Origin of the sequence: Blastococcus carthaginiensis, from assembly GCF_030731085.1 — a bacterium.
In the GTDB taxonomy this organism is placed as follows: Bacteria; Actinomycetota; Actinomycetes; order Mycobacteriales; family Geodermatophilaceae; genus Blastococcus; species Blastococcus carthaginiensis.
Window position 1 is genome coordinate 34,830 of record NZ_JASNFN010000038.1, and the last position, 16,255, is coordinate 51,084.

The following is a 16,255-nucleotide window of genomic DNA, read 5'->3' on the forward strand; positions in this document are numbered from 1 at the left end:
GCTCCGCGTCGGACGTCAGGGTCACGGCGCGCGGGCCGACCCCGTCGGTCGACCGACCGCCGAGCCACTCCTCCAGCCGCCCGAACAAGGCCGTGACCAGCGAAGATGCTGCACCGGCCAGCGTCCCGTGCGGAGCCGGCGCAGCACCTCTGCCGGCCGTGCACAGCCTGTGGAAACCGATGTGGACCGCACGCGTTCGTGTGTCCACAACCGGGGCATCCACCGGTGGACGGCCCGCGGAGGGCGCGGCGCGACCGTGCAGGACGCACCGGGAGCGGCCGCGGGGTCGACAGCACTGGGAGGACGAGACGGCATGGCCGATGCCACGCTGGACCTGGCGACGGTCTGGGACCAGATCCGGGAGCGACTGGCGACCAGCCTCTCCCCGCAGCAGAACGCGATGCTCAACCTGACCCGGCCGCTGGGCCTGGTCGAGGACACCGCCGTGCTGGCGGCGCCGAACGAGTTCACCCAGACGGTGCTCGAGTCGCGCATGCGCCGGGTGCTCGCCGAGGCGCTGTCCGAGCAGTTCGGCCGCGACATCCGCGTCGCCGTCCAGCTCGAGGACGCGCCGGCGGCGCCGCCGCCCGACCCCCGGGACGACGAGCCGACCCGCCGGCCCTGGTCGGCGGTCGAGGCGCAGCGGGCCGAGGAGGACCAGGCCACCCGGGACCGCACCGACGACGGGCGCAGCGCGTTCGGCGTCCGCACCGACGTCGTGGGCACCCCCGCACCCTGGGACCGGCCCGCGGCGGCCGAGCGACCGGCCGGCCACGACTTCCCCGAGGTCCGCGAGCTCCACCCCGCCGACGGCCCGCCGCGCCCCCCGGCCGACCGCGGGGCGCCGGAGGACTGGAGCACCACCACGTGGGGCAGCAACGCGTCGGCGCCGGCCGGGAGCCAGGACTGGGGTGGTGTCGGGACGGCACCGAGCGCCGACGTGCTCCCGTTCGACGTCGACGGGTCGGCGGGGGAGCAACGCCGTTCCGGCGCCGGACCCGCGGCCGGGACGCGCAGCCGCCGGCCGGAGGCGGGCCGCCCCGCCGGCCTGGACCCGGGGCTCAACCCCAAGTACGTCTTCGACAGTTTCGTCATCGGCAACAGCAACCGGTTCGCCCACGCCGCGGCGGTCGCGGTCGCCGAGGCGCCGGCGCGGGCCTACAACCCGCTGTTCATCTACGGCGAGTCCGGGCTGGGGAAGACCCACCTCCTGCACGCGATCGGGCACTACGCCGCGCGGATGTTCCCCAACGTCAAGGTGCGCTACGTGAGCACCGAGGAGTTCACCAACGAGTTCATCAACCTGGTGCACTCCGGCCGGGCCGAGGACTTCCGCCGCCGGTACCGCGACATCGACTTCCTGCTCATCGACGACATCCAGTTCCTGGAGCGCGCCGAGCGGACGCAGGAGGAGTTCTTCCACACCTTCAACACGCTGCACAACGCCAGCAAGCAGATCGTGATCACCTCCGACCGGCCGCCGAAGAAGCTGACGACGCTCGAGGACCGGCTGCGCACCCGCTTCGAGTGGGGGCTGATCACCGACGTCCAGGCACCCGACCTGGAGACCCGCATCGCGATCCTGCGCAAGAAGGCGTGGGGCGAGCGGCTGCAGGTGCCCGACCAGGTGCTCGAGTTCATCGCCTCGAAGGTGCAGACCAACATTCGCGAGCTCGAGGGCGCGCTCATCCGGGTGACCGCGTTTGCGTCGCTCAACAAGCAGCAGGTCGACCTGCCCCTGGCCGAGCTCGTGCTCAAGGACCTGATCAGCGACGAGCAGGGGCCGCAGATCACCGCGGCGATCATCATGGCCGCCACCGCCGAGTACTTCTCCGTGACGATGGAGGAGCTGCAGGGCACCAACCGCAGCCGCACGCTGGTCAACGCCCGGCAGATTGCGATGTACCTCTGCCGTGAGCTGACCGAGCTGTCGCTGCCGCGCATCGGGGCCTCGTTCGGCGGCAAGGACCACACCACGGTCATGCACGCGGTCAAGAAGATCACCAACCTGATGAGCGAGCGGCGGGCGACGTACACGCAGGTCACCGAGCTCACCGCCCGCATCAAGAGCCGCGCCCGGCAATAAGAGGACCCCCTTCCTCCCCACCCTTCGCACGCTCGGCGCGGGCCCTGGTCGAGCGCATCCGCCGTCGTGGCTCACCTCTCCGGGTCCTGGCTCACCACCGGTCGTGAGCCAGGACCCGGAACGATCAGCTCACCTGATCACCACTGCCGGGACCGGTGCGTGCGGCGGCTGCGGTGGCCCGTCGCCCACCCCTCGCAGCGCCCCGTCCACGGCTGCCCGCGGTGACGGTGCGCACCCGCGACGGTCACCGTCCGGACGCCTGCCGGCCACCGTCCCGACGCGGTCGACAAGTCGTTGTCCACACCTGTGTGGATCCCTGGGGACGGAGGAATCGCTGGTTCTGCGCACGATGACCGGCGTGGGGACGGCGACCGGCGTCGACTCGTCGAGAAGTTGTCCCCAGGGATGTGCACAGCTGGGGGAAAGTCCGGTCGGCACCGTTCCGCGACCCGTCGACACGGCACCCCCCAGCTCCCGGCCGACGAGCCCCCCGGATCCCGGTCGCGCTCGGCTGACCTGCAGGTATGCCCGTGCGAGGTGATCCGGCCCGCACGGGGCGCCGCCGACCGCCCGCGCCCGGTGCACACCACCTGGGGACGGGCCGGGGAGACGCAGGGGACAGCAGGTGGACCGCCGGCGGTGTCCGTGCACAACCGTCGATCTGTCCACGTGTCGACAACAGGGAGACGCCGACCGCCCACAATCGGCCAACACCCCGATCCGGGCGCTGACCTGCGCGAAGGGCCTCGATCCCCAGGTTCCACACCAGTGATGACGAGGATGAAGGAGTTATCCCGGAATATTCTCGAACCACAGTCTGGGTGGGGACGCTCCGTTGGGCAGGGTTCCCGGCTCCCGGATGCCGATCACCGAGGCCTCATGGAGAACAGCAGCCCATCGAGGGACCGGGGTTTCCCCACCAGGGGCTGCAACAGGCACGATGAGCACCGCAGCGGAGCCTCTGCCCCGCGGCAGGACGGACGACGAGCTCCGCGCCCGTGGCGGCCACCTCCCCGGTGGTCCCACGGACGCGGACCGAGCATGGGTGGGTCGAGAGATGAAGTTCCGGGTGGCACGTGAGGTGCTCGCCGACGCCGTCGCCTGGACGGCGCGCAGCCTGCCGCCGCGGCCGTCGGTACCGGTGCTGGCGGGCATCCTGCTCGAGGCCGACGGGAACCAGCTGTCGGTCTCCGGCTTCGACTACGAGGTCTCCGCGCGCTCCGAGGTCGACGTGCAGACCAGCGAGAGCGGACGGGTGCTGGTCCCGGGCCGGCTGCTGGCCGAGATCACCCGCGCGCTGCCGCCACACCCGGTCGAGATCACCGCCGAGGGGCCGCGCCTGGCGATCACCTGCAGCAACGCGCGGTTCAGCCTGCCCACGCTGCCGGTCGAGGACTACCCGTCCCTGCCGGCGATGCCCTCGGCGGCCGGCATCGTCGACAGCGAGGTCTTCAGCGAGGCCGTGGCCCAGGTCGCCATAGCCGCCGGGCGGGACGACACGCTGCCGATGCTCACCGGTGTCCGGCTGGAGATCGACGACGACCAGATCACCCTGGCCGCCACCGACCGCTACCGCCTGGCCGTGAGGGAGTTCGCCTGGCGCCCGCAGACCTCGGGCCTGTCGGCCGCGGTGCTGGTGCCCGCCCGCACGCTGGCCGAGGCCGCGAAGACGCTGACCAGCGGGCCGGAGATCACCCTCTCGCTGTCCTCGGGCAGCTCCGGCGAGGGCATCCTCGGCCTCTCCGGCAAGGACCGGCAGACCACCACCCGGCTGCTGGACGCCGAGTTCGTGAAGTACCGCGCGATCATGCCGTCGGAGTCGTTCGCCAACGCCACGCTCCCGGTCGGCCTGTTCACCGACGCCGCCAAGCGCGTGGCGCTGGTCGCCGAGCGGGGGACGCCGCTGCGCTGCGAGTTCAGCCCGGGCCAGGTGACCCTGCGGGCGGGTGGCAGCGACGACGAGGGGCAGGCGGAGGAGCGCTGCGACGTCGACTTCGACGGCGAGCCGCTCACCATCGGGTTCAACCCGACGTTCCTCCTCGACGGCCTGGCCGCCGTGCACACCGAGCGGGCGCGCATGGACTTCACCAGCCCGCTCAAGCCCGCCGTGCTCTCCGGCGTCGACGAGCCGCCGGCCGACGGCGACGCGCCGCCGGTGCCGGCCGGGCGCGCCGGCAGCTACCGGTACCTGATCATGCCGGTGCGGCTGCCGGGGTGAAGCGAGAGCCCGGTCCTCCTCACCGCTCGCACGCTCGCGGCGAGCCCCTGGACCGGGCCGCGGCGAGCGGCCCGAGGTGTCAAGGTTGTGCCGGGCGAGCACGATGGCAGTCAACGCAGTCGAGGTCGAAGAGGGGCGAGTCGTGCAGCTGGGTCTGATCGGGCTGGGCAAGATGGGCGGCAACATGGCCGAGCGGCTGCGCCGCGCCGGTCACGAGATCGTGGGCTACGACCGGGCTCCGGGGAAACGGGACGTCGAGAGCCTGCCGGCACTCGTCGAGGCGCTCGCCGAGCCCCGCGTCGTCTGGGTGATGGTGCCCTCGGGCGAGCCGACGAAGGCCACCGTCAAGGAGCTCGCCGGCCTCCTCGCCCCCGGTGACGTGATCATCGACGGCGGCAACTCCAAGTACACCGACGACCAGGTGCACGACGTCATGTGTCGCGAGAAGGGCATCGGCTACATCGACTGCGGCGTCTCCGGCGGCGTGTGGGGCCTGGAGAACGGCTACGCGCTCATGGTCGGGGGCACGAAGGAGGACGTCGCCAAGGCGCAGCCGATCTTCGACGCCCTGAAGCCGCCGGCCCCGGTGGACGAGTCCGGGCAGGAGATCCCGGGCGCGGGCTACGTGCACGCGGGCCCGGTCGGCGCCGGCCACTTCAGCAAGATGGTCCACAACGGCATCGAGTACGCGCTGATGCAGGCCTACGGGGAGGGCTACGAACTGCTCGCCGCGGTCGACCTGATCGAGGACGTCCCCGGCGTGATCGCCTCCTGGACGCAGGGCACCGTCATCCGCTCCTGGCTGCTGGACCTGCTGGTCCGTGCGCTGCAGGAGGACCCGGCGCTGGAGCGCATCTCCGGCTATGCGGAGGACTCCGGCGAGGGCCGCTGGACCGTGGAGCAGGCGATCGAGAACGCCGTCCCCATGCCGACGATCGCGGCCTCGCTGTTCGCCCGGTTCTCCTCCCGCCAGGAGGACTCGCCGACCATGAAGGCCGTCGCCGCGCTGCGCAACCAGTTCGGCGGGCACGCGGTCCGCGCCGTCCAGGCGCAGGAGGCCGAGCGGCCCGCGTGAACGGAAGGACCCCCGGGAAGGAGCTCCCTGCCCCGCACCGCTCGCAGGCTCGCGGCGGAGCCCCTGCCGGTAGGCCGGCAGCGGCTCGGCGCGGGCCACTGGACGGCCGCCGCCCCGGTCACCCACCTCGGGTGCTGAGGTGTACCTGAGGCACCTGCAGGTGGGCGACTTCCGCAGCTGGGAACGGGTCGACCTGGCCCTGGGCCCGGGGCCAACGGTGTTCGTCGGCCGCAACGGGGAGGGCAAGACCAACCTCGTCGAGGCGGTCGGCTACCTGGCCACCATGGGCAGCCACCGGGTGTCCGGTGACGCGCCGCTGGTCCGCCACGGATCGGGCCAAGCCGTGGTCCGGGCCGCGCTGCGCCGCGGAGACCGGGAGCTGCTGGTCGAGATCGAGATCAACCCCGGCAAGGCCAACCGGGTGCGGGTGAACCGGGCGGCGCTGCCCCGGCCGCGCGAGCTGCTCGGGCTGGTGCGCACGGTGCTCTTCGCGCCGGAGGACCTCTCCCTCGTCCGGGGTGACCCGACCGAGCGGCGGCGGTTCCTCGACGAGCTGCTGGCCACCCGCACGCCCCGGCTGGCGGGGGTGCGCAGCGACTACGACCGGGTGCTCAAGCAGCGCAACGCCCTGCTCAAGACCGCCCGGCTGGCGCGCGGCAAGGCGGTGGAGACCCTCGACGTCTGGGACGGCCACCTCACCGACCTCGGTGCGCAGGTCCTCGCCGCGCGCCTGCGGCTGGTCGCCGACCTGGTCCCGCACGTCGCCGACTCCTACGCCGGCGTCGCCGGGGAGGGCGCCGTCGCGGCCGGGCTCGGGTACAGCTCGACGGTGCCGCTGGCCGGTGACGGCGCGGCCCTGCCCGCCGGCGCCGCGCTGCCCTCGGTGGAGGAGCTGGCCGAGGCGATGCGCGCCCGCATCGCCGAGCGCCGGGGCGACGAGCTCGACCGCGGCATGACGCTGGTCGGCCCGCACCGCGACGACCTGGTGATCCACCTCGGGCCGGCCCCCGCGAAGGGTTTCGCCAGCCACGGCGAGTCCTGGTCGCTGGCCCTGGCGCTGAAGCTGGCCACCTTCGCGCTGCTGCGCAGCGAGGGGGAGGATCCGATCCTGGTGCTGGACGACGTCTTCGCCACCCTGGACGCCGAGCGGCGCGCGGCGCTGGCCGCCGTCGCCCGGTCGGCCGAGCAGACGCTGATCACCGCCGCCGTGGTCGACGACGTGCCCGTGGAGCTGCGGGGGACCCGCGTCGAGGTGGGGCGCGGCATGGCGTTCGTGGTGAAGGATGCGGTCCCGGTGGGTGAGGGAGGCGATCCGTGAGCGACGACCGGCCGGCACGGCCCAGCGACATCGCGCGTGCCGCGCTCGAGGCGGCCCGTGCCGCGTCGGCGTCCCGGCCGCGGCCGACCCGGCGCCGGATCGCCGGCCCGCGCCGCACCTGGACCGGGCCGCGACCGGGCGCCGACGACCCGCAGCCGCTCGGCAACCTGGTCGACGCGCTCGTCGACCAGCAGGACTGGTCGGCCCGCACGAAGGTCGGGTCGGTGTTCGGCCGGTGGGACGCGATCGTAGGCCCGGACATCGCGTCGCACTGCCGGCCGCAGACCCTCACCGAGGGGGAGCTGCTGGTCGTGGCCGAGTCCACGGCGTGGGCCACCCAGCTGCGGCTGCTGGCGCCCTCCATCCTGGGCAAGCTGCGCGCGCAGGTCGGCGGGGACGTCGTGACGCGGTTGCGCGTTGTCGGACCGACGGCTCCCAGCTGGAAGAAGGGTCCGCGTTCGGTGCGCGGCCGGGGGCCGCGCGACACCTACGGATGAGGCGCCCGCCCGGCGGGCCGGCGCCGGGGAGGACGATGCAGGGATGAGCACCCCCCGCGACGGTGACCGGGACGGCTTCGACGACGGCGACGGCCGCGGCTGGCGTGAACCGCCGCACCTCGGCGGCGGTGGTGGCGACGAGGAGGACCGCCCCAACTTCGCCGACCGCCGGAAGACGCCGCGCGACGAGCCGCCGGCGAACCAGCCGTGGCAGCCGCCTGGGTGGGACCTGCCCGCCGCGGAGCCCGACCGGCCGGCCCCCCGCGCGGACGTGCCACCGCCGCCCCAGGTCCCGCCGCCCCAGGTCCCGCCGCCCCAGGTCCCGCCGTCGGAGCAGGCCCCGCCCTCGCAGCCGGTGCCGCCTGGGCAGCAGTACCCGCCGCCGCAGCACCCGCAGGAGCAGTCCCCGCCCCAGGGCTTCCCGCCCTCCGAGCAGCCGGCGCAGCGCGGGCTGTTCGGCCGTCGCCGGCGCAAGCCGGGCGCCGTCGAGCAGGTGTTCCGCTACGAGGGCGACCTCGTCGGGGCCCAGGGCTGGGCGCTGCAGCAGGGGTGGACCGTCTCCGACGGCACCGCCCCGCAGGACGCCGGCCTCGCCGACCTGATCGCCAGCGCCCCGGTGCGGGCCACCAAGGACCACCGCGCCGGGAACGTCCTGCGCGGGCGGGCCGGCTCGCTGGAACTGGTCGCGTTCGACATCGTCTACGCATCGGGGCGTTACCTGGTCCCGGAGTACGCGGTCACCGCCGTCCCCATGCTGGGCACCGTGCCCGGCTTCCGGCTGAGCCCGGCGCGCTTCTGGCGGCACCGGACCGGCGGTCTGGTCCCCATGCCCAGCGGCGACCAGACCTTCGACGCCCGCTGGCTGCTGCTGGCCGCGGAGGACGACCCGCGGCTGCGCCGCCTCGCGCAGGACCCCGCCGTGCACGGCGTGCTGCTCGGCAGCGACGACGGCGACGAGTTCTGGTCGGCCGCCGTCCGCGGGGGTGGTGGGGCGGGTGACCACGTGGCGGCGATCCGGCCCGACGGGCACCGGCCGCAGCTGCTCGAGCACCACGCGCGCCTGCTGACCGCGATCACCGCTGCGCTCACCGCCGGGTACTGACGGCGCCGGTACCCGTGACCGCACCCACCCCCACGGACTCCGCCGGGCCGGCCGGGGGCACCGCGCCGCCCCCGGCCGCCCGGCTGCGCGACCTGCTGCCGCTGCTGCGGCCGCACCGCCGCCGGCTGCTGCTGGCCGCGGGTCTGTCCCTGGTGGGGGCGGCCGCCGCGCTCGCCCAGCCGGCCCTCGTGGCTCGGGTCATCGACGTGGTGGGGGCCGGTGAGCCGCTGCTCCCCGCGGTCGGGCTGCTCGTGGTCGTCCTGCTGGCCGCCTCGGCGCTCTCGGCGCTGCAGCAGTTCGTCCTGCAGCGCACGGCCGAGGGGTTCGTGCTCACCACCCGCTTCGCCCTGGTGGACCGGCTGCTGCGGCTGCCGGTGGCCGAGTACGACCGCCGGCGCACCGGCGACCTGATGTCCCGCGTCGGCTCGGACACCACCCTGCTGCGCGCCACGGTCACCTCCGGCGTCGTCGACGTCGCCGGTTCGGTGGTGGTCGGGGTCGGCGCGCTGGTGGCGATGGCCGTGGTCGATGTCTGGCTGCTGCTCGTGACGGTGCTGGCCGTCGCCATCGGTGCGGTCACCGCCGTCCTGGCCTCCCGCGGCGTGCGCCGGCTCTCCCAGCGCGCCCAGGAGGAGGTCGGCGCGATGACCGCGGCGGTCGAGCGGGCGCTGTCGGCGGTGCGCACCATCCGGGCCAGCGGTGCCACGGCGCGGGAGGTCGCGGCCGTCGGCGCGAGCGCCTGGCGGGCGTACGCGGCCGGGGTCCAGGTGGCCCGGCTGGAGGCGCTGGTCTCGCCGGCCGGGTCGATCGCCGTGCAGGGCGCCTTCCTGGCCGTCCTCGGCGTCGGTGGCTACCGCGTGACGAGCGGCTCCATCACCGTGGCGTCCCTGGTGGCGTTCATCCTCTACCTGTTCCTGCTGGTCATGCCGCTGGGGCAGGCGATCGGCGCGTGGACCCAGCTGCAGACCGGGCTGGGGGCCCTCACCCGCATCCAGGAGGTGCTCGCCCTGCCCCCGGAGGACGACGAGCGCCCGCAGCGGGCCGGGTCGCGGCCGGCCGGGCCGGCGGCCGGCGCGCCGCTGCTCGAGCTGGACGACGTCTCGTTCGCCTATCCGGATGGGACACCGGTGCTGCACGGGGTGTCCCTGCAGGTCGCCGCCGGCAGCCGGGTCGCGCTCGTCGGCCCTTCGGGGGCGGGGAAGTCCACGGTGCTGGCGCTGATCGAGGGCTTCTACCCGCACTCCGGGGGCGCGATCCGGTGGGCGGGCACCGACGTCCGGGACCTGCCCCGGGCGGCTCTGCGCGCCCGGCTCGGCTACGTCGAGCAGGAGGCCCCCGTCCTCGCCGGCAGCGTGCGGGACAACCTACTGCTCACCCGGCCGGACGCCACCGACCCCGAGCTCTGGGCGGTGCTCGCCGACGTCGGACTCACCGACGTCGTCCGGCGCTCGCCGCGCGGGCTCGACGTGCTGGTCGGCGACGAGGGCGTGCTGCTGTCCGGAGGTGAGCGGCAGCGGCTGGCCATCGCGCGCTCGCTGCTCGCCCGCCCCGAGCTCCTGCTGCTCGACGAGCCGACGGCCAGCCTGGACGCGCGCAACGAGGGGCTGCTGCGCACCACCCTGGCGGCGGCGTCGGCGGGTCGGGCGCTGCTGGTCGTCGCCCACCGGCTGTCCACGGTGCTCGACAGCGACCAGATCGTGGTGCTCGACGAGGGGCGGGTGGTCGCGCGCGGCACCCACGACGAGCTGGTCGGCAACAGCCCGCTCTACCGGGAGCTCGCGGCGGCCCAGCTGCTGGTGTGATCCCGCCGGGATCAGGTGACCTGATCCTCGCGCGTCCTCCCTCGCGGTGGGCGCTGAGGGAGGACGCCGTACGGCGCGGGAGGACGGCGGGCGCAGCGCCGTCCCGCGCCGCCGCGACCGTGTTCCACGTGGAACTCCGGCGGTGCCGACGACGAGCGCGCGACCTCGAACCGGCCAGCGCCGTCCCTGGCGGCGTGTCGGGGCGGAGGGCAAGCAGGATGGTGGCGGTCATCCTGCGAGCGGCGCAGACACGACGTCAGGGCGTGCACGGCACGGTTCCTGTCGTACCTCGCGCTATCGTGGGAGACGAAAACCGTCAGCAACCGGCTGAGCGCCCTCCTGCGCCGTCCCGGCCCCCCGCGCGTGCTCGGGGCCCGGCGCGCCGGTTGCTCGAGAGGAAGGCCCCACGTGGTCGCAGCACCCCAGGTCGACAACACCTACTCCGGCAGCTCCATCACCGTCCTCGAGGGTCTCGAGGCGGTGCGCAAGCGCCCCGGTATGTACATCGGCTCGACCGGTGAGCGCGGTCTGCACCACATGGTGTGGGAGGTCGTGGACAACGCCGTCGACGAGGCGCTGGCCGGCTACTGCGACACCGTGAAGGTCACCCTGCTGGCCGACGGCGGCGTCCGGGTCGAGGACAACGGCCGTGGCATCCCGGTGGACATGCACCCCGTCGAGAAGCGGCCGACGGTCGAGGTGATCATGACCGTCCTGCACGCGGGCGGGAAGTTCGACGGCAAGAGCTACGGCGTGTCCGGCGGTCTGCACGGCGTCGGCGTCACCGTCGTCAACGCGCTCTCGACCAGGCTCGACGTCCGCGTCTGGACCCGCGGCAAGGAGTGGCACCAGGAGTACACCGAGGCCAAGCCGGGTCCGCTGGAGGAAATCGGTCCGACCGACAAGCGCGGTAGCCAGATCACCTTCTGGGCCGACGGCGGCATCTTCGAGACCACGACCTACTCGTTCGACACGATCAACCGCCGGCTCCAGGAGATGGCCTTCCTGAACGCCGGGCTGACCATCGTGCTGCGCGACGAGCGCCCGGGCCACGCCAAGGCCGAGACGGGGGTGGGCGAGGAGTCGCTGGCCGAGGCGGCCACGCCGACCGAGGCCGAGGACGAGGCGTTCGAGCCCACCGAGGTCACCTACCGGTACGACGGCGGCCTCGTCGACTACGTCGGCCACATCAACAAGCGGCGGACGCCGATCCACAAGTCGGTCATCGGCTTCTCCGCCGAGGGCACCGGCAAGAACGACATGGCCATGTCGGTGGACATCGCGATGCAGTGGTCCGACGCCTACTCCGAGTCGGTGCACACCTTCGCCAACGTCATCAACACCCACGAGGGCGGCACCCACGAGGAGGGCTTCCGCGCGGCGCTCACCTCGATCGTCAACCGGTACGCCGTCGAGAAGAAGCTGCTCAAGGAGAAGGACGAGAAGCTCACCGGCGACGACATCCGCGAGGGCCTCGCGGCGATCGTCTCGGTGAAGCTGGGCGACCCGCAGTTCGAGGGGCAGACCAAGACCAAGCTCGGCAACACCGAGGTCAAGGGCTTCGTGCAGAAGATCTGCAACGAGCAGATCGGGCACTGGTTCGAGTCCAACCCGACCGAGGCCAAGACGATCATCACCAAGGCCGCCTCGGCGGCCCGCGCCCGGCGCGCGGCGCAGGACGCCCGCAAGCTGGCCCGCAAGAGCCTGCTCTCGGTCAGCGGCCTGCCCGGCAAGCTGGCCGACTGCCGCTCGACGGACCCGCGCAACTCGGAGGTCTACATCGTCGAAGGTGACTCGGCCGGTGGTTCGGCGAAGTCCGGCCGCGACTCGATGTACCAGGCGATCCTGCCGATCCGCGGCAAGATCATCAACGTCGAGAAGGCGCGCATCGACCGGGTCCTCAAGAACACCGAGGTCCAGTCGATGATCACCGCTTTCGGCACCGGCATCCACGACGAGTTCGACATCACCAAGCTCCGCTACCACAAGATCGTGCTGATGGCGGACGCCGACGTGGACGGCCAGCACATCAGCACGCTCCTGCTCACGCTGCTGTTCCGCTTCATGCGCCCGCTGGTCGAGGGGCAGTACGTCTACCTGGCCAAGCCTCCGCTGTACAAGATCAAGTGGGGCGGCAAGGTCGGCGACGAGTACGCCTACAGCGACAAGGAGCGCGACGCCGTCGTCAAGGCCGGCGTCGAGAGCGGCCGCAAGATCAAGGACGAGATGATCCAGCGGTTCAAGGGGCTCGGGGAGATGAACGCCAGCGAGCTGTGGGAGACCACGATGAACCCCGAGACCCGAATCCTCCGCCAGGTGACGCTGGAGGACGCCGCCGCCGCGGACGAGGTCTTCAGCATCCTCATGGGCGAGGACGTCGAGGCCCGGCGCAGCTTCATCACCCGCAACGCTCGCGACGTCCGCTTCCTCGACGTCTGAACCCCGGCCCCGTCCCGGCCCACTCCGAGGGGCGGGACGGGGCCTTAGCGGTCGACTTGGCCTTTTGTCCACCTCTGTGCACCGACCTGTGGAGACCTGAACCGTGACGGAGACCCCACCCCGCGACCGCGTCGAAGCGGTCGACCTCCAGCAGGAGATGCAGCGCAGCTACATCGACTACGCGATGAGCGTGATCGTCGGCCGCGCCCTGCCCGAGGTCCGCGACGGCCTCAAGCCGGTGCACCGCCGCGTGCTGTTCGCCATGTACGACCAGGGCTTCCGCCCGGACCGCGGCTACGTGAAGTGCGCCCGCCCGGTCGCCGAGGTCATGGGTAACTACCACCCCCACGGTGACTCGGCGATCTACGACGCCCTCGTCCGCCTCGCCCAGCCGTGGTCCATGCGCTACCCGCTGATCGACGGGCAGGGCAACTTCGGCTCGCCGGGCAACGACCCGGCGGCCGCGATGCGGTACACCGAGTGCCGCCTCACGCCGCTGGCCATGGAGATGCTGGCCGGCATCGACGAGGAGACCGTCGACTTCCAGGGCAACTACGACGGCCGCACCCAGGAGCCCGTCGTCCTGCCGGCGCGCGTCCCGAACCTGCTGATCAACGGCTCCGCCGGGATCGCGGTCGGCATGGCCACCAACATGCCGCCGCACAACCTGCGCGAGGTGGCCGCGGCCGTCTTCTGGATGCTCGACCACCCCGAAGCGGAGGCCGAGGAGGCCCTCACCGCCTGCATGGAGCGGATCAAGGGCCCCGACTTCCCGACCCACGGCCTGATCGTCGGCCGAGAGGGCATCGAGGATGCCTACCGCACCGGCCGCGGCTCGGTGCGCATGCGCGCCGTCGTCACCGTCGAGGAGGACGCCCGGGGCCGCGTGCAGCTCGTCGTCACCGAGCTGCCCTACCAGGTCAACCCCGACAACCTCGCCGAGAACATCGCCGACCTGGTCAAGGACGGCCGGCTCCAGGGCATCAGCGAGATCGCCGACGAGTCCAGCGACCGCGTCGGCCGCCGGCTGGTCATCACGCTGCGCCGCGACGCCGTCGCCAAGGTCGTGCTGAACAACCTCTACAAGCACACCCAGCTGCAGACGTCGTTCGGCTGCAACATGCTCTCCATCGTCGACGGCGTGCCGCGCACGCTCCGGTTGGACGAGCTGGTCCGCAACTGGGTGCTGCACCAGATCGAGGTCATCCAGCGGCGCACCCGGTACCGGCTGCGCAAGGCGGAGGAGCGCGCGCACATCCTGCGCGGCTACGCCAAGGCCCTGGACCACCTCGACGAGGTCATCGCCCTCATCCGGCGCAGCCCCTCGGCCGAGGAGGCGCGCGGGGGCCTGATGGAGCTCCTCGACATCGACGAGATCCAGGCCGTCGCGATCCTGGACCTGCAGCTGCGCCGGCTGGCCGCCCTCGAGCGCCAGCGGATCATGGACGAGCTCGCCGAGATCGAGGCCCGCATCGCCGACCTGCAGGCCATCCTCGCCTCGCCGGAGCGTCAGCGGCAGATCGTCAAGGACGAGCTCGCCGAGATCGTCGAGAAGTACGGCGACGACCGCCGCACGAAGTTCGTCCCCAACGAGGGCGACGTCTCGATGGAGGACCTCATCGCGGAGGAGGAGGTCGTCGTCACCATCACCCGCACCGGGTACGCCAAGCGGACCAAGAGCGACCTCTACCGGTCGCAGCGCCGCGGCGGCAAGGGCGTGATGGGGGCCCAGCTCAAGCAGGACGACATCGTCGACCACTTCTTCGTCGGCTCCACCCACGACTGGATCCTGTTCTTCACGAACAAGGGCCGGGTGTACCGGGCCAAGGCCTACGAGCTGCCGGAGGCCAACCGCACGGCCCGCGGCGCGCACGTGGCCAACATCCTGGCGTTCCAGGGCGACGAGAAGATCGCCCAGGTCATGCAGATCAAGGACTACACGGTCGCCCCGTACCTGGTGCTGGCCACCGCCAAGGGGCAGGTCAAGAAGACCCGGCTGACCGACTTCGACTCGCCTCGCCAGGGCGGCGTCATCGCGATCAACCTGCGCGACGGCGACGAGCTGGTCGGCGCCTCGCTGATCGACCCGGAGCAGGACCTCCTGCTGGTGACGCGCAAGGCGATGTCGATCCGCTTCAAGGCCGACGACGCCGCCCTGCGGCCGATGGGCCGCGCGACCGAGGGCGTCCGCGGCATCTCGCTGTCCGAGGACGACCGCCTGCTGTCGATGATCGTCGCGCAGGAGGGGGTCGACGTCCTCGTCGCCACCGAGCGCGGGTTCGCCAAGCGCACCGGCATCGAGAACTACCCGAACCAGGGCCGCGGCGGCAAGGGCGTGCTGACGGCCGACCCGAAGGCGCGCAAGGGGGCGCTCGTCGGGGCGCTCGCGGTGACCCTCGGCGACGAGCTCTACGCCATCACCTCCGGTGGCGGCGTCATCCGGACGCCGGTCAACGGGGTGCGGCACAACAAGGACCGGGCCACCATGGGCGTCAAGCTCATGAACTTGCCGGAGGACGTGTCGATCGTGGCGATCGCGCGTACGACGGACAACGACGAGCCTCCGGCCTAGGGTGAGTAGTTAGTCACGCAAGCGACTGCGGCTCCGCGGCGGCCCGAAGCCGCCGCGGAGCCCGGAACTGAAGGAGCGGCGGCGCCGCGGGGGGCCGGGGGGCTGGCCTGTCCCACCGGACGCACGGTTCGGTGCGCACCGACTCCCGGGCAGGGGACGGCAGCGCGGCGGAGAGCACCCCCACGGACGGCAAGCCGGCCCCGACGCAGTCCATCCCCGCGACCGGGAGCCAGCGGGCCCAGGCCCCCGGCACGGGCACGGCGCCCGTCGTCCCCCAGCCGCTGAACCCGGCAACCGGCGCCACGCCGGCCCAGCAGGGGGCGGCGTCCCAGGACGCGCCCCAGCAGGCGCCCTCGGACGACGGTGACGCGCCCGCGGGTGGCCCCGAGGGTGGCGCCGGCCCGGTGGGCGTCGGCGTGGGCAGCGCACGGACCGGCCGGGGCAAGGCCGGCCGCGGCCCGCGCCGCGCCCGCCTGCAGGTGCGCCACATCGACACCTGGTCGGCGCTGAAGATCTCGCTGATGCTGTCGATCGCCCTCTTCTTCATCTGGATGGTGGCGGTCGGCCTGCTGTACATGGTCCTCGGCGGGCTGGGCGTCTTCGAGGCCGTGAACGACCTGTTCGGGCAGATCGGCAGCGCGTCGGGCGCGGAGTCCACGGGCGACGTCGTGACCCTCGGCGTGGTGTTCTGGGGCGCGGCGGTCATCGGGGCGATCAACGTCGTCCTGCTCACCGCGCTGTGCACCGTCGGCACGTTCATCTACAACCTCTGCTCCGACCTGGTCGGTGGGCTCGAGGTCACGCTCTCCGAACGGGACTGAATCACTGCGATCCTCCGGATCGCACCGCGGCCACGTGCCGTCCCCGGGTGGGCGGAGCGTGGCCGTCGTCCTTTCGCGGGACCCTCCGGGCCCCACTCGGGACGACACCGCGGCCACGTGCCGTCCCCGGGTGGGCGGACCGTGGCCGTCGTCCTTTCGCGGGACCCTCCGGGCCCCACTCGGGACGACACCGCGGCCACGTGCCGTCCCCAGGTGGGCGGACCGTGGCCGTCGTCCTTTCGCGGGACCCTCCGGGCCCCACTCGGGACGACACCGCGGCCACGTGCCGTCCCCAGGTGGGCGGACCGTGGCCGTCGTCCTTTCG

At 72.9% G+C, this 16,255-nt stretch carries 10 protein-coding genes; all 10 read left to right on the top strand.

The features are described 5' to 3' along the window. Window positions 1-313 precede the first annotated feature (313 nt). Complete coding sequence (dnaA, locus tag QOZ88_RS21310) at window positions 314-2,086, top strand: chromosomal replication initiator protein DnaA (protein WP_306001697.1); 1,773 nt, start codon at window positions 314-316, stop codon at window positions 2,084-2,086. A gap of 1,057 nt (window positions 2,087-3,143) precedes the next feature. After that, a complete protein-coding gene (gene dnaN / locus QOZ88_RS21315) occupies window positions 3,144-4,304 on the top strand; it encodes a DNA polymerase III subunit beta (RefSeq protein WP_306001698.1) in 1,161 nt (386 codons plus the stop codon). A gap of 103 nt (window positions 4,305-4,407) precedes the next feature. Continuing rightward, window positions 4,408-5,379 carry a phosphogluconate dehydrogenase (NAD(+)-dependent, decarboxylating) gene (gene gnd / locus QOZ88_RS21320; protein ID WP_306001699.1) on the top strand — a complete coding sequence of 324 codons (972 nt, stop codon included), beginning with the start codon at window positions 4,408-4,410 and terminating at the stop codon, window positions 5,377-5,379. A 139-nt stretch (window positions 5,380-5,518) separates the two neighbouring features. After that, window positions 5,519-6,697, top strand: a complete 1,179-nt coding sequence (gene recF / locus QOZ88_RS21325; RefSeq protein ID WP_306001700.1) for a DNA replication/repair protein RecF — start codon at window positions 5,519-5,521, stop codon at window positions 6,695-6,697. Then, complete coding sequence (locus QOZ88_RS21330; protein ID WP_091930877.1) at window positions 6,694-7,194, top strand: DUF721 domain-containing protein; 501 nt, start codon at window positions 6,694-6,696, stop codon at window positions 7,192-7,194. The genes recF and QOZ88_RS21330 overlap by 4 nt, the downstream gene beginning before the upstream one ends. A gap of 43 nt (window positions 7,195-7,237) precedes the next feature. Further along, the gene (locus QOZ88_RS21335; RefSeq protein WP_306001701.1) at window positions 7,238-8,296 is read left to right on the top strand and encodes a hypothetical protein; all 1,059 of its coding nucleotides are present in this window, start codon (window positions 7,238-7,240) and stop codon (window positions 8,294-8,296) included. 14 nt (window positions 8,297-8,310) lie between these two features. Continuing rightward, window positions 8,311-10,098 carry an ABC transporter ATP-binding protein gene (locus QOZ88_RS21340; protein ID WP_306001702.1) on the top strand — a complete coding sequence of 596 codons (1,788 nt, stop codon included), beginning with the start codon at window positions 8,311-8,313 and terminating at the stop codon, window positions 10,096-10,098. Window positions 10,099-10,506: 408 nt separating this feature from the next. Continuing rightward, complete coding sequence (gyrB, locus tag QOZ88_RS21345) at window positions 10,507-12,537, top strand: DNA topoisomerase (ATP-hydrolyzing) subunit B (protein WP_306001703.1); 2,031 nt, start codon at window positions 10,507-10,509, stop codon at window positions 12,535-12,537. Between the two features lie 103 nt (window positions 12,538-12,640). Beyond that, a complete protein-coding gene (gene gyrA, locus QOZ88_RS21350) occupies window positions 12,641-15,109 on the top strand; it encodes a DNA gyrase subunit A (RefSeq protein ID WP_306001704.1) in 2,469 nt (822 codons plus the stop codon). A 131-nt stretch (window positions 15,110-15,240) separates the two neighbouring features. Then, window positions 15,241-15,930 carry a DUF3566 domain-containing protein gene (locus QOZ88_RS21355; RefSeq protein WP_306001705.1) on the top strand — a complete coding sequence of 230 codons (690 nt, stop codon included), beginning with the start codon at window positions 15,241-15,243 and terminating at the stop codon, window positions 15,928-15,930. Window positions 15,931-16,255: the final 325 nt, after the last annotated feature.